Annotated in this window: 19 protein-coding genes and 1 tRNA gene; 9 read left to right on the forward strand and 11 right to left on the reverse strand. The window is 71.7% G+C overall.

Features of this window, described 5'->3' with window-relative positions:
- On the forward strand, window positions 1-481 hold a 481-nt coding region (locus VMR86_00380; protein HTO05488.1), incomplete at its 5' end, for a hypothetical protein.
- Here the strand turns inward: VMR86_00380 and VMR86_00385 are convergent.
- From VMR86_00385 to acpS, 4 genes are all read right to left on the reverse strand, one after another.
- Window positions 454-810 (reverse strand): PilZ domain-containing protein, encoded by a 357-nt coding sequence (locus VMR86_00385; GenBank protein ID HTO05489.1) that lies wholly within the window; start codon window positions 808-810, stop codon window positions 454-456. The genes VMR86_00380 and VMR86_00385 overlap by 28 nt on opposite strands.
- Before the next feature lie 63 nt (window positions 811-873).
- On the reverse strand, window positions 874-1,923 hold the full coding sequence (locus VMR86_00390) for a DNA polymerase IV (GenBank protein ID HTO05490.1): 1,050 nt from the start codon (window positions 1,921-1,923) through the stop codon (window positions 874-876).
- Window positions 1,924-1,975: 52 nt separating this feature from the next.
- Complete coding sequence (locus tag VMR86_00395) at window positions 1,976-4,348, reverse strand: penicillin acylase family protein (GenBank protein ID HTO05491.1); 2,373 nt, start codon at window positions 4,346-4,348, stop codon at window positions 1,976-1,978.
- Complete coding sequence (gene acpS / locus VMR86_00400) at window positions 4,345-4,740, reverse strand: holo-ACP synthase (protein HTO05492.1); 396 nt, start codon at window positions 4,738-4,740, stop codon at window positions 4,345-4,347. Before acpS ends, VMR86_00395 begins: the two co-directional genes overlap by 4 nt.
- 126 nt (window positions 4,741-4,866) lie before the next feature.
- Here acpS and gap point away from each other — a divergent pair, with 126 nt between their 5' ends.
- From gap to secG, 4 genes are read left to right on the forward strand one after another with little or no spacing between them, the layout of a single operon-like run.
- Window positions 4,867-5,919 (forward strand): type I glyceraldehyde-3-phosphate dehydrogenase, encoded by a 1,053-nt coding sequence (gene gap, locus VMR86_00405; protein ID HTO05493.1) that lies wholly within the window; start codon window positions 4,867-4,869, stop codon window positions 5,917-5,919.
- Window positions 5,916-7,076 (forward strand): phosphoglycerate kinase, encoded by a 1,161-nt coding sequence (locus VMR86_00410; protein HTO05494.1) that lies wholly within the window; start codon window positions 5,916-5,918, stop codon window positions 7,074-7,076. Before gap ends, VMR86_00410 begins: the two co-directional genes overlap by 4 nt.
- Window positions 7,073-7,822 carry a triose-phosphate isomerase gene (gene tpiA / locus VMR86_00415; GenBank protein HTO05495.1) on the forward strand — a complete coding sequence of 250 codons (750 nt, stop codon included), beginning with the start codon at window positions 7,073-7,075 and terminating at the stop codon, window positions 7,820-7,822. Before VMR86_00410 ends, tpiA begins: the two co-directional genes overlap by 4 nt.
- 11 nt (window positions 7,823-7,833) lie before the next feature.
- Complete coding sequence (gene secG / locus VMR86_00420) at window positions 7,834-8,244, forward strand: preprotein translocase subunit SecG (protein HTO05496.1); 411 nt, start codon at window positions 7,834-7,836, stop codon at window positions 8,242-8,244.
- A 6-nt stretch (window positions 8,245-8,250) separates the two neighbouring features.
- On the opposite strand, the gene VMR86_00425 is transcribed toward secG, so the two are convergent.
- Window positions 8,251-10,560 carry an arylsulfatase gene (locus VMR86_00425; protein ID HTO05497.1) on the reverse strand — a complete coding sequence of 770 codons (2,310 nt, stop codon included), beginning with the start codon at window positions 10,558-10,560 and terminating at the stop codon, window positions 8,251-8,253.
- Between the two features lie 116 nt (window positions 10,561-10,676).
- Here VMR86_00425 and VMR86_00430 point away from each other — a divergent pair.
- The 4 genes from VMR86_00430 (at window position 10,677) to VMR86_00445 (ending at window position 16,409) form a co-directional block, all read left to right on the forward strand.
- Window positions 10,677-10,763 (forward strand) — tRNA-Leu (locus VMR86_00430).
- 127 nt (window positions 10,764-10,890) lie between these two features.
- Complete coding sequence (locus VMR86_00435; protein HTO05498.1) at window positions 10,891-12,333, forward strand: YCF48-related protein; 1,443 nt, start codon at window positions 10,891-10,893, stop codon at window positions 12,331-12,333.
- Entirely contained in the window at window positions 12,330-15,080 is a 2,751-nt protein-coding gene (locus VMR86_00440) for an MMPL family transporter (protein HTO05499.1), read from the forward strand. Before VMR86_00435 ends, VMR86_00440 begins: the two co-directional genes overlap by 4 nt.
- 9 nt (window positions 15,081-15,089) lie before the next feature.
- On the forward strand, window positions 15,090-16,409 hold the full coding sequence (locus VMR86_00445; protein HTO05500.1) for an adenylate/guanylate cyclase domain-containing protein: 1,320 nt from the start codon (window positions 15,090-15,092) through the stop codon (window positions 16,407-16,409).
- On the opposite strand, the gene VMR86_00450 is transcribed toward VMR86_00445, so the two are convergent.
- The 6 genes from VMR86_00450 to VMR86_00475 are packed head-to-tail and all read right to left on the reverse strand — an operon-like array spanning window position 16,396 to window position 20,408.
- Window positions 16,396-16,881, reverse strand: coding sequence for a flavin reductase family protein (locus VMR86_00450; GenBank protein ID HTO05501.1), 486 nt, complete (start codon window positions 16,879-16,881; stop codon window positions 16,396-16,398). The two genes, VMR86_00445 and VMR86_00450, sit on opposite strands and share 14 nt — an antisense overlap.
- 7 nt (window positions 16,882-16,888) lie before the next feature.
- Window positions 16,889-17,692, reverse strand: coding sequence for a hypothetical protein (locus VMR86_00455; protein HTO05502.1), 804 nt, complete (start codon window positions 17,690-17,692; stop codon window positions 16,889-16,891).
- Window position 17,693: 1 nt separating this feature from the next.
- The gene (locus VMR86_00460; protein HTO05503.1) at window positions 17,694-18,245 is read right to left on the reverse strand and encodes a hypothetical protein; all 552 of its coding nucleotides are present in this window, start codon (window positions 18,243-18,245) and stop codon (window positions 17,694-17,696) included.
- Window positions 18,245-19,477: a DUF4147 domain-containing protein gene (locus VMR86_00465; GenBank protein ID HTO05504.1), complete on the reverse strand. Its 1,233-nt coding sequence runs from the start codon at window positions 19,475-19,477 to the stop codon at window positions 18,245-18,247. Before VMR86_00465 ends, VMR86_00460 begins: the two co-directional genes overlap by 1 nt.
- Complete coding sequence (locus VMR86_00470; GenBank protein ID HTO05505.1) at window positions 19,474-20,244, reverse strand: OmpA family protein; 771 nt, start codon at window positions 20,242-20,244, stop codon at window positions 19,474-19,476. The genes VMR86_00465 and VMR86_00470 overlap by 4 nt, the downstream gene beginning before the upstream one ends.
- Window positions 20,241-20,408, reverse strand: a complete 168-nt coding sequence (locus VMR86_00475; GenBank protein HTO05506.1) for a S16 family serine protease — start codon at window positions 20,406-20,408, stop codon at window positions 20,241-20,243. Before VMR86_00475 ends, VMR86_00470 begins: the two co-directional genes overlap by 4 nt.
- Window positions 20,409-20,414 lie beyond the last annotated feature (6 nt).

The following is a 20,414-nucleotide window of genomic DNA, read 5'->3' on the forward strand; positions in this document are numbered from 1 at the left end:
GATCCGCAACCCCGTGCCGGTCTCACCGCTCGAGGAGCTGGGCGTCGACGTGCGCGTGGCCGTGAACCTGCAGACGCACCCCGTGCGCGAGCTCGAGCCGCGCGCGCGCCGCGCGCGCATGATGTCGCGCATCGGCGACGCCTTCGAGAAACGCATCGCGCGCCTGCGCGGGCGGCCGCGCGCCGAGCCCGAGCCCGAGCCCCTGCCCGAGGAGCTCTCGGGGCCGAACCTGCTCGAGATCATCACCGCGTCGATGAGCGTGCTCGAGCACGAGATCGCGCGGCACCGGCTCGCGCGCGAGCCGGTCGACGTCGTGCTCACGCCCGACCTCCGCGGGATCCGCTCGTTCGAGTTCCACAAGGCCCCGCGCGCGGTGAACGCGGGCCGGCGCGAGCTCGCGGACAAGCTGCCCGAGATCCGCGCCGCTCTGCGCCGCCGCGCCGGGCTCGCGCGCTACTTCTCGTTGGGCTCGAGCTCGTAGCCTTCGGGCAGGTTCGAGCCCAGGAAGCGCAGCGTCTCGGGGTCCACGTTCGTGAACGAGAGCGCGACCTCCTGCGTGAAGCCGTCGAGGTCGGTGACTCGCACGAGCTGGCCCTCGACCAGGATGGTGCGCGCGCCGATCGTGAGCTGCACGCGCAGCGTCTCGCCCAGCTCGACCTCGAGGCCGACGCACTGGAAGCGGATGCCGCCGATCGACACGTCGAGCGCGTGCGCCAGCGACTCGCGCCGGTCGACCCGCGCGATCGACACGAGTGACTCCGTGCGCACCCGCGGGTACTTTCGGCGGTCGAAGGTCGAACGGTCGGTCACGCCTCCGTTTCGGAATGCGAGCCGTCCGGCCTGAGCGGCACTTCTTGCCGCTGGCGCGCGCGTCTAGAACAAGCGCAGCTGGCGCGCGTCGGCGCCGGCCTCGGCGCGCACCAGGCTGGACACGGCCAGCCGCACGCGCCGGACCGGGCGCGCGCCCGCCTGGGTGCGCGACAGCAGCGACTGTGCCGCCTCGGCGAACACCGCGCGGTCGGCCGAGGGCTGCGGCAGCGGCGCCGAGCGCGTGACTCGCGTGCCGTCCACGAAGCGCAGGCCCAGCGTGACCGTGCGCGCGGCGCGGCGCTCGCGCGCGAGCCCGCGCTCGAGCCGTTCGGCGAGCGTCTCGAGCAGGGTCGCCAGGCCGCGCAGGTCGATCGCCGGCTCGTCGAGCGTGCGCTCCTGGGACAGCGTGCGCGCGTGCGGCTTGGGGCGCAGCGGCTCGCGGTCGGCGCCGCGCGCGTAGTCGAGCAGAGCCGATGCGCCCCGCCCCACGATCTGGCTGAGCGTGGCCAGGTCGACCGCGGCCAGCGTCGCGATCGTGTGCACCCCGCGCGCGCCGAGCTTCTCGGCCGTTGCCGGGCCGAGGCCCCAGATCTCGGTCACGGGAAACGGCGCGAGAAAGCTGCGCACCTCGGCCTCGCCGACCTGCCGGATTCCGCCCGGCCCGGTGTGTCTCGCCGCGAGGTGGGCGACGAAGCGCGTCGGCGCGATGCCGGCCACGGCCGCGACGCCGAGCTCGGCCTGCACGCGCACGCAGAGCTCGGCCGCGCGCGCCACCGGATCGATCGACGGGTCGAGCTCGAGGAACGTGCCCTCGATGCCGAGCTCCTCGATCCGGTCGGTCTCGGCGCGCAGCAACGCCCGCAGCTCCGCCGCCACTTCGCGGTAGCGCTCGAGCCGGGTCGGCCGCACCGCCGCGTCGGGACACAGCTCGAGCGCGCGGCGCATCTCCATGCCCTCAGTCACTCCGCGCGCACGAGCCTCGCGGCTGGCGCTGGTGACCGTGCCGCGCTTCGCGGGATCTGCGCCCACGACCACGGGCCGGCCGCGCAGCGCCGGATTGTCGGCCTGCTCCACGGCGGCATAGAGTCCGGGAATCAGGATGAGGACGATCATGCGGGGCCCTGGAGAGGAGTAACGCGCCGGCCGGATGCGCGCCGCGCGCGCGTCACTGGTTGGTGTCGGGCGAGAGCTCCCAGGTGCCCTTCTGGTGATACGCCACGTCGCTCTGGTGCATCCAGAGCGGGCGCGGGCGGCCGGCGAGCCAGTCGCCGAGCGCGTCGGCGTAGTGATCCGAGCCCGAGTTGCCCGACTGACCGCCCGCCAGGCCGACCAGCGCGTGGTCGGGATCGGCCAGATCGACCGCGTAGCGCAGGCCGGGCCCGAGCTCGACGGCGCGGTCCGGCAGCGCGCGGTGGTACATGGTCCAGGCCGTGTCCGGGTCGCCCGGCACCGGGAACGGGCCCACGCCGAGTCGCCGGCCGACCCAGCGCAGCGAGCCCGAGCCCGAGCGCTCGAACTCGTGCACCAGGCGGAGCTCGTGGATGTCGCCCCAGACCCACTTCTTGGGATTGGCCGAGATCTGCGTGCGCATGGTCGCCCAGGTCTCGTCGAGCGCGCCCTCGACGAGCTTGCCCGCCTTGTCGCGGCCCACGCGATCCAGCGTGCGCGCGAGCACCAGGCCCGGCGCGGGCTCCGCCTGATCGAGCAACGCCAGCGCGTCGGGCGAGAGACCCAGGCCGTCGAGCAGCCGGTGCGCGAGTCTCTGGCGGAAGACGTGGTACAGCGACGCGCCGACCGAGTCGTTGGCGGTCGAGCCGTCCCACTCGAGCAGCATCGCCTTCGCGCGCTGCGCGGAGCTCGAGGCGGGATCCAGGTCGGCCAGCAGGAGCCGCAGACTCGCGGGCCCGCGGCGCGAGGTCGTGTCGCGCTGGATCGCGACCAGGCGCTCGACGTCGATCGGGCCGCCCTCGGCCAACAGCTCGCGCACGCGCTCGGCGCCGCCCTGACTGCTCCACAGCCAGCTCACCGGGTGCTTGCCCGCGTCGCCTTCGAAGTGAGTCGAGACGACCTGCGGGTCGAGCGAGGTGCCGTGCGCCGAGGGCAGCTCCTCGAAGGGAATCACTCCGCGCCAGTCGTAGAAGCGCGAGGCGCCCGACACCGGCAGGAGGCCCGTGTCGATGGCGCGGATCGGCAGGTCGCCCGCCACCTGGCTGCCGATCGCGCCGTTGGCGTCGGCGTAGAGATAGGTCGCCGCGGGCGCGCGCACGTCGCGCAGCGCGCCGCGGAAGCACTCCCAGTCGCCGCAGCGCTGCAGGCGCAGCGCGGCGTCGACCCCGCTGTCGTCGGCGAAGCCGGTCCAGCGCAGCGCGAGCGCCGCGGCGCGCGCGTCGTCGGGGCGCACGCTGTGCAGGAGCGGCCCGTGCTCGGTCACCACCACGTCGATCGGCTCGGCCGCCGCGCCGCGCACGGCGATCGTTTCGTGTCTCACCGAGGCCGCGCGCCAGCGCCCGCCGCGCTCGTAGCGGCCCGGCTCGCCCGGGTCGAGCGTCTCCTCGAACAGGTCCGACACCGATCCGTGTAGGGCCACCTGGCCCCAGGCCATGGCCCGGTTGGTGCCCGTGAAGAACACCGGCAGGCCGGGCCACGTGGCGCCCGAGATCTCCTGCCGGCCCGCGCGCACGTGGGCCAGGTAGAACACCGCCGGCGCCGTGAAGTCGACGTGCGCGTCGTTGGCCAGGAGCGGCTTGCCGCTCGCGGAGCGCGAGGCGGGCACGAGCAGGCCCAGGCTCCCGGCCGGCCCCGAGAGACCCGAGATCGCGGCCAGTCCGTCCGCCGCCTGCCCCAGCTCGAGCAGCGGCGCGAGCGGGTCGTGCGAGCCGTCGCTCGGGCGCACCGGGAAGAAGTCGCGCGACGGCACGCCGCCGAGCTCCGACACCAGCCGGTCGAGCAGGAGACTCGCGCCCAGTGACCGCCCGAGGTTCCACGAGCGCAGGCGCGCGATCGCGAGTGAGTCGGCGGCGGTCCACGGCTCGGGCTCGAGCTCGAGCCAGCGCAGCTCGAAGGGCCGCGGCGCGCGCCCGGTGGAGACCTCCGCCAGCCAGGCATTCACACCGCCCGCGTAGGCCTCGAGCGCGCTGCGCGTCTCGCGCGGCAGCTTCGCGACCTCCTGGTCGGCGGCCGCGGCGAAGCCGAGCGTGCGCGCCAGCCGGTCGGCGTCGAGCGCGCGCGGCCCGAGCAGCTCGGAGAGCCGGCCGCGCGCGGAGCGGCGCAGCACCTCCATCTGCCATAGCCGGTCCTGTGCGTGCGCGAAGCCGAGCGCTCGGTAGGCGTCGGGCCAGCTGTCGGCCGCGACGTGCGGAATGCCGAACGGGTCGCGCACGATGCGCGCCCGGGCGCTGAGCCCCGCCAGGGTGAGCTCGCCCTGCACGCTCGGTCCTGGATCGCGGCCGACCAGCGCGAGCACGACCGCCGCGCCCGCCGCTGCCAGGAACGCCACGCCCAGCACGGACGCGGCGGCGACCCGCACCCAGCGACTCACGGCGCCGGCTGCCGTCCCGGGCCCTCGAGCACGACCTGCGCGAACGCGTGAGTGCGCGTGTACGACGCGCCGACCCACGCGCGGGCGAAGCCGCGCTCCCGCGCCAGCTCGAGCGCACGCCCGTGGATCTCCAGGCCGAGCCCCGCGGGAGTCTCGACCGTCTCGAAGTCGCGCCAGGCGACGCCGCGTCGCCAGCCGGTGCCGATGGCCTTCATGCCGGCCTCCTTAACGGCAAAGCGCAGCGCAAAGTGCGACGCCGAGCGCCCGCGCCGGCCGCAGTCGGCGATCTCGCGCGGGGTGTACACGCGGTCGCGCAACCGGGTGCCGCGCCGTGCGAGCGCCCGCGCGACGCGCGCGATCTCGACCACGTCGATTCCACCCCCGATGATCACGCGGCGCGAACCTAGCACACGGGGTCTCTCGGATAAGCGAGCGGAATCACGTTCGATTGACCAGCCGGAGAACGCTTGGGTATTCTCCCGCGGCCTTCAGCGAGGGAGCTGCCAGAGGAGATTCCCATGGCTTCGGGTGTGCGCGTCGGAATCAACGGCTTCGGGCGCATCGGGCGGCTGGTGTTTCGCGCCCTGCACGAGCTGAACATCCCCGCGCGGGAGCTCGAGGTGGTCGCGGTGGGCGACATCGTGCCCGCCGACAACCTCGCCTATCTGGTGAAGTACGACTCGACCCAAGGGCCCTTCAAGGGACAGGTCGCGTCGAAGAAGTCCGCTTCCGACAAGGCCGAGGACGACGTGCTCGTGGTCGACGGCAAGGACCTCCGGGTCGTCTCGGCCCGGACGCCGGCGGAGCTGCCCTGGAAGTCACTCGGCGTGGACCTGGTGATCGAGTCGACGGGGCTCTTCACCGAGGCCGACAAGGCCAAGGGTCACCTCCAGGCCGGCGCCAAGAAGGTGATCATCTCGGCGCCCGCGAAGGGCGAGGACATCACGATCGTGATGGGCGTGAACGACGAGAAGTACGACCCGTCGCGCCACCACGTGATCTCGAACGCGTCGTGCACCACCAACTGTCTCGCGCCCGTGGTGCATGTGCTCCTGAAGGAAGGCTTCGGCGTCGCCGAGGGCCTCATGACCACCGTCCACGCCTACACCGCGACCCAGAAGACGGTGGACGGTCCCTCGAAGAAGGACTGGAAAGGCGGGCGCAGCGCGGCGGTGAACATCATCCCGTCGAGCACGGGCGCCGCCAAGGCGGTCGGGCTCGTGCTGCCCGAGATCCAGGGCAAGCTGACCGGCATGTCGTTCCGCGTGCCGACGCCGACGGTCTCGGTCGTCGACCTCACGGTGAAGACGGTGAAGGCGACGTCGCTGGGCGACATCAAGCACGCCATGAAGAACGCGTCGGAGAGCTACCTGAAGGGCATCCTCGGCTACACCGAGGACGAAGTCGTCTCGAGCGACTTCGTGCACGACCCGCGCTCGTCGATCTTCGACGCCGGCTCCTCGATCGAGCTCAACAAGAACTTCTTCAAGCTCGTCTCCTGGTACGACAACGAGTGGGGCTACGCGCGGCGCGTGGTCGAGCTCGCCCGGCTCGTCGCGCAGAAGCTGTGACTCAAGGTCGGCTGCGCTCCGTTCGGGACCTGCGCCTGGCAGGGCGCCGGGTATTCCTCCGCGCCGATCTCAACGTGCCGCTGAAGGACGGCGCGGTGGCCGACGACTCGCGCATCCGCGCCTCGCAGGAGACCCTCGACTTCGTGCGCAAGGCCGGCGGCCGCGTCGTGCTGGCATCTCACCTGGGCCGGCCGAAGGCGGCGCCCGACCCGAAGTACTCACTCGCGCCGGTGGCCAGGCGCATGGGCCTGCCGCTCGCGCCGGACTGCGTCGGGGCCGCGGTCGAGGCTGCGGTCGCGAAGCTGCGCGACGGCGAGGCGCTCTTGCTCGAGAACCTGCGCTTCCACGCGGGCGAGGAGAAGAACGACCCGGCCTTCGTCGCCCAGCTCGCGCGCCTGTGCGACGTGTACGTGAACGACGCGTTCGGCACCGCGCACCGCGCGCACGCCTCGACTGAAGGCCTGGCGCACGTGGTCGCCGAGGCCGGCGCGGGCTTCCTGCTCGCGCGCGAGGTCGAGGCGCTGACCGTGGTGCGCGACGCGCCCGAGCATCCCTACGTGTGCATCCTGGGCGGCGCCAAGGTGTCGGACAAGCTGGCCGTGCTCGAGTCACTCGCCGCGCGCGCCGACACGGTCGTGATCGGCGGCGCCATGGCCTACACGTTTCTGCTCGCGCGCGGCGAGCCGGTCGGCAAGTCACTCGTCGAGCCCGACCTGGTCGAGACCGCGAGGCGCCTGCTCGCGGGCCGGACCGAGCTCCTGCTGCCCGTCGACCACGTGGTGGCCGCGAGCCCCGACGACGCCGCGGGTGCGCGCACCGTGGAGCGCATTCCCGACGGCGCGATGGCGCTCGACGTGGGTCCACGCTCGCGCGCGGCGATCGAGGCGCGCGTCTCGAAGGCCAGGACCGTGTTCTGGAACGGGCCGCTCGGCTTCTTCGAGAAGCCGCCCTTCGACGCGGGCACGCGCGCGGTCGCCGAGATGCTGGCGCGCAGCTCCGGCTACACGGTCGTGGGCGGCGGTGACTCCCTGGCCGCAGTGCAGGCCGCGGGCGTGGGCGCCCGCATCCGCCATCTGTCGACCGGCGGCGGCGCGTCGCTCGAGTTCCTCGAGGGCGCCGCGCTGCCGGGGGTCGAGGCGCTGCGGGTCCGCGCGTGAGAACTGCGCTCGTCGTCGCGAACTGGAAGATGCACAAGACCGTCGCGGAGTCACTCGACTTCGCGCGCGCGCTCGCGCCCAAGCTCGAAGGCCTGCGCGGCGTGGAGGTCGCGGTCGCCCCGCCCTTCACCGCGCTCGCCCCGCTGCGCGACGCGCTGGCGGGCACGCCCATCGCGCTCGCCGCGCAGAACGCGCACTTCGAGAAGAGCGGCGCGTTCACGGGCGAGATCTCGGTGCCGATGCTCGTCGAGCTCGGCGTGCGCTACGTGATCCTGGGTCACTCGGAGCGCCGCCAGCTGTTCGCGGAGTCCGACGAGATCGTCGCGCGCAAGGTCGTGGCGGCGCACGCGGCCGGTCTGCGGCCGATCCTGTGCGTGGGCGAAGTCCTGGCCGAGCGCGAGTCGGGCCGGACGTTCGACGTGCTGGGGCGTCAGATCGCGGGGTCGCTCGCCGGGGCCGACGCCTCGCTCGGCGCCCGGCTCGTGGTGGCCTACGAGCCGGTCTGGGCGATCGGCACCGGCCGCACGGCCACGCCCGCCCAGGCCCAGGAGGCGCACGCCTTCCTGCGCGTGCGACTGGCCGACCGCTTCGGCGCCGCAGCGAGCGCCATCCGCATCCAGTACGGGGGCTCGGTGAAGCCGGACAACGCCGCGGAATTGCTGGCGCAACCGGACATCGACGGGGCGCTGGTGGGCGGCGCCAGCCTTGACCCCGAGAGCTTCTCTGCCATCATCCGGTCCCGCTAGGAGACCCCTCGATGACGCTGTTCGTCACGATGATCTACTTCGTCGTCTGCCTTTTGCTCATCGTGCTGGTGCTCATGCAGCACGGGAAGGGCGCGGACATCGGGGTCTCGCTGGGGGGCGGGGCGAGCAACACCGTGTTCGGCGCGCGCGGCGCGGGCAGCTTCCTGACCCGCGTGACCACGGGCTCCGCGATCCTGTTCATGATCCTGGCGTTCGGCCTGGCGCGCTGCGCGACCGAAGTCGAGGCGGGCAGCGATCTCTTGTCGGCGCCGGCCGCGCCCGCGGCCGAGAAGAAGGCCGAGACTCCCGCCGCGCCGCCGGCGGAGGAGTCCAAGCCCGCCGAGCCGGGCACCCCGCCCTCGGGCTTCGAGGCGGTCGAGCCGCCCAAGCCCGCCGAGCCGGCGCCCGCGCCGGCCAAGTGAGTCGCGTCACTTCAGCTCGACGGTGACCTTCTCGATCTTGCCCGTGAAGTGATTCCCGGGCTCGGGGCCGTACACCTCGGTGACCGGCGTGCCCTCATCGAGCCCGACGTCCACGCCTTCGTCGACCGAGAACACGTTGGCCTGGGTGTTCGCGATGTGGCCCTCGCCGACCTTCTTGCCGTTCACGGAGAGCGTTCCCGTGCCGCCCTTCCCGCGACCGCCGCCGTCGTAGACGAAGTCCCAGCGGATCGTCGCCTTGCCCGGTGCCACGGCCTCGGAGCCCTCCACGGTGTACTGCTCGAGCCCGACGTAGTTGTAAGTGTAAGTCGGCTTCCCGCCGTGAAGATAGAGCGTCCAGCCGCCGAAGCGGCCCGCCTGACAGAGAATGACTCCGTTCGCGCCGCCCTGCGGGATCTCGACCTCCGCCGTGATCGAGCTCGAGCGATTCTTGATGTTGAGGAAGGCCCCCTCCATGATGCCGGTCATTCCCGGGTACACGGTGAGTGAGGTGCGGTTCCCCATCAGGTCGGGACGCCCGGCGATCTCGGCGTCGAGCCGCTCGATGCCCCGGTCGTCGATGGGAAGCACGTGGTACTTCAGGGCCTCCTGCAGGAACAGGTGCTGGAGCTCCATGAGCTTCGGCACGTTCTTCGCCGCCAGGTCGGTCGACTCGCTGAAGTCGCTGCGCGTGTCGTAGAGCTCCCAGGTGTCCTTGGCGAGCGGGGCGCGCGGTGCTGCCTCCCAGGGCGCTCGGTGCACCGTCGCGGCGATCCAGCCGTCGTGATAGATCGCTCGGTTGCCGAACATCTCGAAGTACTGAGTCGTGTGGCGCTCGGGCGCGGCCGGGGCATCGAAGGTGTAGAGCAGGCTCGTGCCGGCCATGGGCGTCTGTGCCACCCCGTTCACGCGCTTGGGCTGGGGCAGCTTGGCCGCCTCGAGCACGGTCGGCGCGACGTCGACGACGTGACCGAACTGACTCCGCAGCCCCGGCTGCCGGATGCGCGCCGGCCACGAGATCACCATCGGATTCCGCGTGCCGCCGAAGTTCGACGCGATCTGCTTCGTCCACGTGAACGGAGTGTCTCCCGCGACGGCCCAGCCCGCGGCCATGTGCGGGTAGGTCGTGGGATCGCCCCACGTGTCGTAGTGCTTGAGCTGGTCGGTCACCGACTCGGCCACGCCGTTGAAGTAAGTCGACTCGTTGAACATGCCGACCATTCCGCCCTCGGCGCTCGTCCCATTGTCGCCCACGATGTAGAAGATGAGCGTATTGTCGAGCTGGCCGATGTCCTTCAGCGCGGCGATCACGCGCCCGATCTCCTCGTCGGTCTGCGCGCCGAACGCCGCGAACACTTCCATCTGGCGCGCGAAGAGCTTCTTCTCGTCCGCGCTCAGCTTGTCCCAGTCCTGGATGGCCGCCGGCTTCGCCGCGAGCTTCGTGTCCGGGGGCACCACGCCCAGCGCCTTCTGCCGCGCGAGTGTCTCCTCGCGCAGCTTGTCCCAGCCCTGGTCGAACTTGCCCTTGAACTTGTCGATCCATTCCCTGGGCACGTGGTGCGGCGCGTGCGTCGCGCCGGTCGCGAAGTACATGAAGAACGGCTTGTGCGGAGTGAGCGCCGTGGTTCCGCGCATCCACTCGATCGCATGGTTGGTCATGTCGACCGTGAAGTGGTAGTTCGGGTCCTTGGGCAGCTCGGCCTTCACCGTGCCGTCGTACACGAGCGGCGCCCACTGATTCGTCTCGCCGCCGATGAACCCGTAGAACTTGTCGAAGCCCGAGCGTGTGGGCCAGCGGTCGAACGGACCCGAGACACTGATCTCCCACGGCGGCGTCTCGTGATACTTCCCGAAGGCGCCGGTCGAGTAACCGTTCTGGCGCAGGATCTCTGCCAGCGGCGTGATGCTCTGCGGGCGCACGCCGGTGTTCCCGGGAAACGCGGTCGCGACCTCCATGATCGCGCCCGTGTTGGTCTGGTGGTGGTTGCGGCCGGTGAGCAGGGCCATGCGCGTCGGCGAGCAGAGCGAGGTGGTGTGGAAGCGGTTGTAACGCAGACCGCCTTGCGCGAGCTGCTCGAGCGTGGGCATGGGCACCGGCCCGCCGAACGTGCTCGCCACGCCGAAGCCCATGTCGTCGATCAGGAAGATGATCACGTTGGGCGCGCCGTCGGGCGCCTTCACTTCGAAGCGCGGCGGCGCCTTCGCGTCCCGCGCGTCGAGCACCTGGATCGGCGGGTAGCTCGGCTCCGGGATCGGCAGCACCGTGCGATCGAGCGCGCCCCCAGGCGTCGCCGCCCACACCTGCGCGGCCGTCGCCAACGCACACGCAGCCCACAACCCAGCGATCCGCATGGGGCCCCCCTGCTTCGTTTGGGGCGCAGCATAGCAGCGGTTGAAAGCCCGCGGGCCCGCCTCTATACACTCGTCGCTTCGCTGCCCAGGTGGTGAAATTGGTAGACACGCCAGGTTGAGGGCCTGGTCCCAGCAATGGGGTGCTGGTTCGAGTCCAGTCCTGGGCACCATGCGAAGAGCCGCGCAGGCCGGCAGCCGAGTGTCTGCGCGCGGCCCCGGACGAAGGGTCAGGCGGCCCGTTTGCTCGGCGCGGTCGGGCCGGCTACGCTCGCGCCCGCTTTGATTCCCGGGGGACTGATGAGGGCAGCCGCCGTCGCGCTGTGCGCGACGCTGTTCGCCCTTTCGGCGCGCGGCGACGAGTCGCCCGAGCTCACCCAGGCCATCGCGCTCACCAAGGCGAGGTTCCCCAAGCTCGTGCATTTCGCCAACGCCGATCACTTCCTGGCCGGGGTCGACGACGCGGAGCTCGAGTCACTCAAGAAGCGCGTCGAATCGGGCACGTGGGACGACTCGGTGCAGGCGGCGGTGTGGGTCGTGCTCGAAGGCTTCTCGCGCGAGCAAGGGCCCGCGGCCACCTTCGGACGCAACCTGACCAGCGAGATCGCGGGCCTGGCCGCCACGAGCGGCAAGCCCGAGGTGCTCCAGGGCGTGGGCGGCGTGCTCGAGAAGTTCCTGCTCGACCCGAGTCACCCGTTCTCGATCATCGCGCAGGGGCTCCTGGCCGAGAAGATCCGCTGCGGCGCGGCGTCGCTCGGCATGGACGAGTTCGTGGCGCGCATCACGGACGAGACGAACCCCGACAAGGAGTTCGCGCTCGGCTCGACCGACGGCACGGTCGCGGACCGCTTCGGCATCCACCCGCACGCCGACCTGTTCAGCGTGGCGGCGTCGGGCCAGAACGTGGTCGCGGTGGGCTACTTCGGCACGGTGCTCGTGTCTCACGACGCCGGCGATACCTGGGACGTGCCGGCCACCGGCACCGACGAGCCGCTGTACGCCGTGTCCTTCGGCCCCGACGACGAGGTCTGGGCGGCGGGCCGGGCGGGCGCGGTGTTGTTCTCCAAGGACGCAGGCCGGAGCTGGCTGCGCCGCCCCACCCCCTTCGCGCGCCACGTGTTCGGCCTGTACGCGACCGACAAGGGCACCGTGCTCGCGGTCGGTGATTTCGGCCTGCAGCTGCGCACGGTCGACGGCGGCGCGCGCTGGACGTGCATTCCGCGCGTGCAGGACGTGATCCTGGGCCGGCTGGTGCGCGCAGGCGCGAGCGACGCGGTCGGCGTGGGCGAGTTCGGCACGATCGAGAGACTCCACGGCGCCAAGCCCCCCGCCACGCGCGGGTCACTCTCGGGCGTACCCGAAGACACCTACGTGTACGATGCGTGGCTCGACGCCGACGGCAAGACCGGGATCGCCGTCGGCCTGACGGGGACGATCCTGCGCTCGAGCGACGGCGGAGCGAGCTGGGCGCCGGTGAAGACGCAGTTCACCCAGGACCTGTTCGGAGTCGGCGGGAACGGTGACCACGTGGTGGTCTCCGGCGAGGGCGGGCTGCTCGCGCTCTCGACCGACGGCGGCCTGACCTTCCAGGCCGCCGAGAGCCCGTCCCTGCCCGTCCCGCTGCTCGACGTCGACTTCGGCGACGCGACCCACGCCTATGCGGTCGGGCCGCGCGGCATGGTGCTGCGCTCGAGCGACGGCGGCGCCCACTTCGCGCTGGTGCACCCCGGGAGTCACAAGTGACCGCCGCCGAACGCTTCTCGCGCTTCTTCGCCCTGCGCCGCAACTGGTTCGCGGCTGTGATCGCGGTGATCAGCGGCTTCTTCCTGTTCCAGATGCGGCACCTGGAGATCTACACCCAGTTCCTCGATCTCCTGCCGCGCAACCACCCGTTCATCCGCACCTACGAGACCTACCGCGACACGTACGGCAACGCCAACACCGTGGTGGCGGCGATCGTGGTGCGCGACGGCGACATCTACCGGCCCGAGATCCTGCGCGCGATCCAGAAGCTCACGGCCGAGCTCGACTCCTCGGTCGTGCCCGCCGAGGTGAACGCCTTCCCCGCGAGTCACTACGTGACCCCCAAGGGCATCGTGGCCACGACCGTGCACCACGTGGTCGCGCTCGCGGACCGCCTGTTCCATCCCGCGACCAACTACGAGGCCGAGACGGGCGTCGACCACAACCTGGTCACCAGCCTCACCGACCGCACGGCGCGCGACGCGCGCGTGCAGCTCGACGGCACGCTGATCTCGCCGCAGCTCGTGGAGACCATTCCCGAGGACGCGAAGGGCCTGGCCGACCTGCGCGAGAAGGTGCGCCGCAACCCGTCGGTGTTCGGCGTGCTGGTGTCACCCGACGAGAAGGCGGCGCTGGTGCGCGCGAGCTTCGTCGAGACCCGGCTCGACTACGGCGCGCTGTTCAAGAACCTGCAACAGGCCAAGAAAGACGTGGAGGCCGAGTTCCCGGTCGACGTGTACGTGACGGGTCAGCCGCTCCTGTTCGGCTGGGCCTACGCGTTCGCCACCGAGATCCTGCTGGTGTTCGCGTCCACGCTGGTCGTGTCGGTGCTCTTGCTCTGGGCCTACTTCCGGCGCTTCTACGGCGTGTTCCTGCCCATGTCCGGGGCCGCGGTGAACGTGATCTGGGGCCTCGGCTTCGCGGCCTGGCTCAACTACAACCTCGACCCGCTGGTCCTGGTCGTGCCCATGCTGATCACCGCGCGCGCGATCAGTCACTCGGTGCAGTTCGTCGAGCGCTTCTACGAGGAGTACGAGGTGCTCGGCGACAAGGACGAGGCCTGCATCCGCTCCATGGCGGAGCTCCTGTTGCCCGGCACGCTCGCGATCCTGACCGACGTGTTCGGCCTGCTCACGATCGGGCTCGCGACCATCCCGCTGATGTCGAAGCTCGGGCTTCTGTGCGCGTTCTGGGCCACCTCGATCCTGGTCACCGAGATGCTCCTGAACCGGCTCCTGATCCTCTATCTGCCCGCGCCGAGCGAGCGCGCGCACCGCATCTCGCCGCTCACCTCGCGCGTGCTGGCGCGCGCCGCCAACGTCGTGGTGTCGCGCCGCGGGGCGATCCTGGTGACCAGCGCGTTCGCCGTGCAGACGGCGGTCTGCTTCTGGCTCGCGCTCAAGGTGCCGGTGGGCGACAACCGGCCCGGCACGCCCATCCTGTACCCCGACTCGGAGTTCAACGTCGCCGCGCGCGAGATCGCGAGCCGCTTCTACGGGCTCGACGACCTGCTCGTGGTCGCGACCTCGCCCATTCCGGGCCGCGTGTACACGCCCGACTCGTTCAAGTTCGTCGAGTCACTGCAGCGCGCCATGGAGTCCGACGAGAACGCGGGCGGAAGTCTCTCGCTGGTCGATCTGCAGAAGCAGACCAGCCGGCTGTTCCACAACGGCGACCCGCGCTTCGCCATGTGGATGCAGACCACCTCCGAGATCGCGGGCATCTCGTATCTCATGGAGACGAGCGTGCCGGCGCCCGGCATCCTCGATCCCTACCGCTCGCGCGACAGCCTGTCGCTCGCGGTGCGCATCTTCTACCGCGACCACCGCGCCGACACGGTCTCGGCCGCGATCGCGCGCCTGGAGCAGTTCACGCGCGAGGTGCGCCTGGACGGCAGCCTGGCGGTGCGGCTCGTGCCCGGCGAGCGCAGCTTCTTCCGGCGCCAGCGCTGGACCGACGCGCTGCTCGGCCCGCCCGTGCCCACGCTCGAGGTGAGCGAGGCCGGCCCCGGCGGCATTCGCAAGCCGATCGAGGTGCCGCGCGGCCTCACTCACTACGAGACACCGGAGGGCTTCGGCGTCGAGGTGCGGCACCCGAGCTGGCGCGCGCCCTACGAGCTGTGGGTCAAGACCGGCGCGAACGCGGAGTACGAACGCCAGCCGAGCAGCGCCTGGCTCAAGGACGGCGTCGAGCTGCGCTGGGCGGCGGGCAGCATCGGCGTGCTCGCGGCCGCGAACCAGGAGATCGAAGTCAGTCACGGCCTCTCGCTGGCGATCGTGTTCGCCGCGACCTTCGGCGTGCTCCTGGTGTCGTACCGGTCGGTGATCCTGGCGCTGATCACGCTGGCGTCGCTCGCCAGCGGCTCGCTGGCCGCGCTCGCGCTGCAATCGGTGATGAACATCGGCATCGACGTGAACACCCTGCCCGTCCAGGCGATCGGCGTCGGGCTGGGCGTGGACTACGCGATCTATCTCGTCGACCGCATCCTGCAGGAGCGCACGCGCATGCCGACGCGCGACGCGGCGATCCAGCACGCGATCCGCACCACGGGCATGGCCATCACCTTCACCGCCTCGACGCTGGTCGTGGGCATCGCGTTCTGGATCCCGATCTCGAGCCTGCGCTTCTCGGCCGAGATGAGTCTGCTCTTATCGGTGCTCATGATCGTGGACGCGCTGGGCGCGATCCTGCTCGTGCCCGCCATCATCCACCTGCTTCCCGCACGTCTCTTGGGCCGGGTGGCGTAAGCTCTCGGAGTGCAGCCGCAGACTCGCTTCACCCAGGCGGGTGGGGTCCGGATCGCCTATCAGGTGGTCGGGAGCGGCCCGCTCGACGTGGTGTTCGTGCCGGGCATCGTCGGCCACGTCGACTTCTGGTGGGAGGACCCGCGCGCGGCGCGTCTGTTCCGCCGGCTCGCCTCCTTCGCGCGCCTGATCCTGTTCGACAAGCGCGGGATCGGGGCGTCGGACCGCAGCAGTGACTGGGCCCCGCTCGAGGAGCGCATCGACGACCTGCGCGCCGTGATGGACGCGACCGCCGCGTACAGGCCCGCGATCGTGGGCGTGTCGGAGGGCGCGCCGATGTCGCTCTTGTTCGCGGCGACTCACCCGAGCCGCTGCCGCGCGCTGTGCCTGGTGGGCGGCTTCGCGAAGCTGGTCCGGACGCCCGACTACCCGCACGGCTTCGAGTCCGAGCAGATCGAGCAGGCCTTCGAGGGGGTCGTGGCTCACTGGGGCGAGCCCGGCCTGATGGACGTGCTCGCGCCGTCCCTGGCGTCCGATGCCGAGGAGCGCGCGCGCTGGGCGCGCTTCGAGCGTGTGGGCTCGAACCCGGCGGCGATCCGCGCCGCGGGACGAGTCATGCGCGAGATCGACCTGCGCCCGGTGCTGCCGCAGATCCGGACGCCGACGCTGATCATCCACGCGCGCGGTGATCTCGTGGTTCCGATCGGCGCAGGCCGCTATCTCGCCGAGCACATCCCCGGCGCCAAGATTGTCGAGTACGACTCGCGCGACCACGCCTTCTGGATCCACCCGGAACAAGTCGTCGACCCGATCCAGGAGTTCCTGACCGGCACGCGCACAGCGGCGGAGCCGAGCTCGGTGCTCGCCACGATCGTGTTCGTGGACATCGCGAAGTCGACCGAGCGCGCGGCCGAGCTGGGTGACTCGCGCTGGGCGGAGCTCCTGTCGCGCTACCACGCGCTCCTGCGGCACGAGCTCGTGGAGTTCCGCGGCGCCGAGCTCGACGAGGCGGGCGACGGTCTGCTCGCCGCCTTCGACGGGCCCGCGCGCGCCGTGCGCTTCGCGGAGCGCGTGCGCGACCGCGCGCGCGAGCTCGAGCTCGAGCTGCGGGCCAGCGTGCACACCGGTGAGTGCGAGCGGCTCGGCGGCAAGCTGGTCGGAATCGCGGTGCACGTCGGCGCCCGGCTGGCCGAGCTGGCCGCGCCGGGCGAAGTGGTCGTGTCGGGCACCGTGCGCGACCTGGTCGCGGGCTCGGGCCTGTGCTTCACCGACCGCGGCAGCCGCGCGCTGCGCGGCGTGCCCGGTGAGTGGCGCCTGTTCACAGCGGCGTGAGCTTCTGGTACACGCCGCGCCAGTAGACCAGCGGCTCCTGCTCCGCGTCGATGGTCGAGGCCTCGACCGAGCCGACGTACACGATGTGGTCGCCGGCGTCGATCTCCTCGCGCACGCTGCAGTCGATGCAGGCGAGCACGCCGGGCAGGCGCGGCGCCCCGGTCGCGCCGGTCTTGCAGTCGAGCCCGTCGAAGCGCACGGATTCGCGCTTCTTGTCCGCGAACAGGTTGGAGAGCGCACTGTGCGCGCGCCCCAGCACGTTCACCGTGAAGGCCTGCGACTTCTGGATCAGCACGTTGGTGTTCGACGCCTTGTCGGCGCACACCAGCACCAGCGGAGGGTCGAGGCTGACCGAGGAGAAGGCAGACACGGTCATGCCCAGGCGCGCCCCGCCGTGCTGCGCGGTCACGATCGTGACTCCGCTCGCCCAGCTGCCCAGCGAGCGCTTGAAGGTGTCTCGGTCTACGGGCACGGCCGGCTCACTGCACCGAGATCTTCAGCACGTCGCTGAACTTGATGCGGCCCGAGCTGCCCGTGAACTCGCCGAGCGGGCTCTTGCCGTAGGGCGTGTCGACTGCGCCGTGGGCGGCCGAGACCTCGGTGCCGTAGAACATGACCGCCGCGAGCGGGACCGAGCCGGCCTGGGCCGGCGCGCGCAGCTTCCAGGTCACCTTGCTGCTGGAGAACTTGCCCGCACCGGGATCCGCAGTGACTCCGTACACGTTCACGTAGGTGATGCCGGGCGGCAGCGCCGGGTTGCGGCCGTCGGTGAACTTGGTCTGCGCCTGACCGTCGGGCCCGATCACCTTGGGTTTGTCGAGCACGAGCCAGCCGCGCGCGGTGGCCGGAGCCGCCTGCCAGCGCTGGTTCGAGTCGACCAGCGCGACGCCCAGCACCGGTGCCGAGCCGCCCTGCGTCTCGACCGTGACCTCGAGCTCCTGTCCGGCCTTCACCGTCGCGGGCGCGCTCAGCTTCACGCTGGTGGAGGCGTCGATCTTCTGGATGCTGGCCACGAGCTCCTTGCGCTCGGCGTCGGACAGCTTGGCGTAGGGTGAGTCCTTGCCCGGCGACTGGATCTTGGCCAGGTGCTTGTTGGCGGCGAGCTCCGCCGACGCCCGCGTGGGCGGCACTCCCTCGAACTGGTTGTCGGAGACCGACGAGTGACAGCCCGCGCAGTAGGGCGCGACGTCGGTCACGTACGAGGGCGTCCCGCCCGGATAGGCCGACGCGGTCGCCGCGGCGGCGGCGAGCGCGAACGCGACGGGCAGCGCGAGTCTCTTCATCTCAGAACTCCTCATGGCAGTTGCGGCACGACGCGACGAGCGGCTCGCGCGCCAGGAACACCTGCTCGGCGGCGCGGCCGGTCGGGTGAGCCTCGTGGCACTGTACACAGTTCAGCGCGAACTTGGGCAGGTTGTGGACCTCGATCGCGTGGAACGCGTCGCCGCGTTTCGGCTCGTAGGTCTCGTGACACTGCACGCAGTCCTCGCGCCACAGAGGGTGCGCCATGACCGTGGGCTCGTCGAAGCGTCCGGTCAAGTAGACCAGCGCATCGCGCGCGGCCAGCAGCTTCACGCGCACGCGGTTCGCAAAGCTCGCGCCGCGGTGACACGAGATGCAGCGGAACTCGCGATCGTGCGCGAAGTGCGCCGACGCCAGGTTGACCGCCGGCGCGGTCTCGAACTCGCGGCGCTTCGCGTCGTGGAGCGGCGCCTGGCCCAGGTGGCACGAGGTGCAGAAGGCGTTGTGTGACTCGAGGAAGTCGGTGAGCAGCCAGCCGCCCGGCGCGCCCACGAGCGCCGCGAGCACCAGGCCGAGCAGGAGCCGGCGCCGCATCAAGCCGTCACCTGCACGAAGGCGAGGTCGGTCACGTTGGTGTCGGTGGGTCCGGTGACGCACAGGTCGCCCAGCGCCTTCAGCAGGCCGTGCGAGTCACTCTGCGCGAGCGCGGCCGCGACCGGCCGGCCGAGCGCCGCGGCCCGGCGCAGCGTGCTCGAGTCACTGAAGCCGCCCGCGGCGGGCGTCGCGCCGTCGCTGCCGTCGCTGCCGGCGCACAGCGCCACGAACTCGCTGCCGGTGAGCTCGAGCGCGAGCCGCAGCGCGAGCTCCTGTGCGCGGCCGCCCTGTCCCGCGCCGCGCACGCGCACCGTGGGCTCGCCGCCGGCGATCACGAGCGCACCCGCGTGCGCGCGCGCCTGGGCCGCGAGCCCGCGCGCCACCGCCTCGACCTCGCCGTAGAGCCCCTCCCGCAGCACGCACACGCGCAGTCCGTGAGCCTCGGCCGCGCGCCGCGCAGCCTCGAGCGCGGCGTCGAGCGAGGCCACGACCTCGAAGGAGACGGACGAGAGCTCTGCGCCGCCGGCAGGCCCGCCTTGCGTGAGGAGCCGTCTGCGCACCGCGTCCGGCACGCGCACGGAGTGACGGTCGAGCACGGCGAGCGCCTGGCGTGCGCTGCTCGGGTCGGCACTCACCGGCCCCGAGCCGATTTCGTGCGGGGCGTCGCCGCGCACGTCGGACACCGCGTACGCGTGGATCCGGCGCCCGTGCGCAGCGCGCGCGAGACCGCCGCCCTTCAGCGCCGACAGGTGGCGCCGCACGGTGTTGAGCTCGTGGATGTCGGCCGGGCTGCGCAGCAGCGCCTCGCTCGCCGCGCGTTTGTCGGCGAGCGAGAGACCTTCGGCCGGCACGCACCACAAGGCCGACGCCCCGCCCGAGATCAGCACGAGCAGCTCCTCCGCGCCCGCGAGTGACCCGGCCAGCGCCAGCGCCTCGCGCCCGGCGGACTCACTGCGCGCGTCGGGCAGCGGATGCGCCGCTTCGCGCACGACCAGACCCGAGAGCGCCCGCGCGTGGCCGTCCTTGGTGGTCACCCTGCCGCGCGCGATGCGCGGGCCGAGCCGGCGCAGCGCGGCCTCGGCCATGGCGCACGCCGCCTTGCCCGCGGCGAGCAGCACGAACGGACCGGGGCCCGGGTCTCGTGCGGCCAGCGCGCGCTCGAGCGCCCGGCCGGCGTGCACGGCGTCGAGCGCCGCGCGGTGGAAGTCTCGGAGCGCGTCGCGCGCGCTCAATCCGCCCGCGGCGGCTCGAGGCTGATCTCGATCCGCCGGTTGCGCTGCCGGCCCTGGGCGTCGGCGTTGCTCGCGATCGGCTCGTGATCGCCGTAGCCCGCCGCGGCGAGCAGCTTCTCGGGCGCGCCGTTCGCCGCGAGATACTTCGCCACCGCGACCGCGCGCGCCGCCGACAGGTCGAGGTTGGTCGCGAAGCGCGAGCTCTTGATCGGCACGTTGTCGGTGTGGCCCTCGACCTGGATCTGGCCGTCGCTGACTCCCTTGAGCCCGGCCGCCACCTTGGCCAGCACCTTCTTCCCGTCGGCCTTGAGCTCGGTCGAGCCGGGGTTGAACAGGGTCTTCTCGAACGCCCGCACCGCCACGCGGCTGCGCAGCCGCTCGATCTCGACCTGACCGCTCTTCTGCTCGGCCGACAGCGCCTCGCTCAGCGCCTGGTAGGCCGAGGTGAGCCGGTCGATCTCCTCGTCCTTGAGCATGCGCGCGACGCGCTCCTTCTCCAGCGCGTCGCGCAGCACGGTGACTCCCGCGCGCTCGGACTCGATCTGCTTCACGAGCTCGCCGCGCTCGGCGTCGACCGCGTTCTTCTCCATCAGGAGCTTCTCGCGGCCCTTGCTCGCGTCGAGCATGCCGCGCTTGCAGGCGAGCAGGTCGAACGACAGCGCGCGCTGGCGCGCGACCTCGGCCTGCCACGCGCCGGGCGTCCTGCAACCTGCGGCGCACAGCGCCGCGCAGGCCAGAGCCAGCCGGGCATTCGCGCCGGGGCTCAAGCCAGGACGTCTTTTCCGAACGCGATCCGCGCCACTTGCTCGATCCTCTCTACCGGCTCGATCTTCAGGTTCGAGATTCGGTCGGCCGGAATCTCGACCAGGTCCTTCTCGTTGGCCGCGGGGATCAGCACGTGCGTCACCCCCGCGCGCCGCGCCGCGAGGATCTTCTC

The sequence above is a fragment of the Myxococcota bacterium genome (assembly GCA_035498015.1).
Lineage (GTDB): Bacteria > Myxococcota_A > UBA9160 > SZUA-336 > SZUA-336 > VGRW01.

Coding starts and splice junctions, on each gene's coding strand:
- VMR86_00390 (HTO05490.1), bottom strand. CDS start 1,923: ATGATCGTCCTCATCCTGATTCCCGGACTCTATGCCGCCGTGGAGCAG.
- gap (HTO05493.1), top strand. CDS start 4,867: ATGGCTTCGGGTGTGCGCGTCGGAATCAACGGCTTCGGGCGCATCGGG.
- secG (HTO05496.1), top strand. CDS start 7,834: ATGACGCTGTTCGTCACGATGATCTACTTCGTCGTCTGCCTTTTGCTC.
- VMR86_00435 (HTO05498.1), top strand. CDS start 10,891: ATGAGGGCAGCCGCCGTCGCGCTGTGCGCGACGCTGTTCGCCCTTTCG.
- VMR86_00455 (HTO05502.1), bottom strand. CDS start 17,692: ATGAAGAGACTCGCGCTGCCCGTCGCGTTCGCGCTCGCCGCCGCCGCG.
- VMR86_00460 (HTO05503.1), bottom strand. CDS start 18,245: ATGCGGCGCCGGCTCCTGCTCGGCCTGGTGCTCGCGGCGCTCGTGGGC.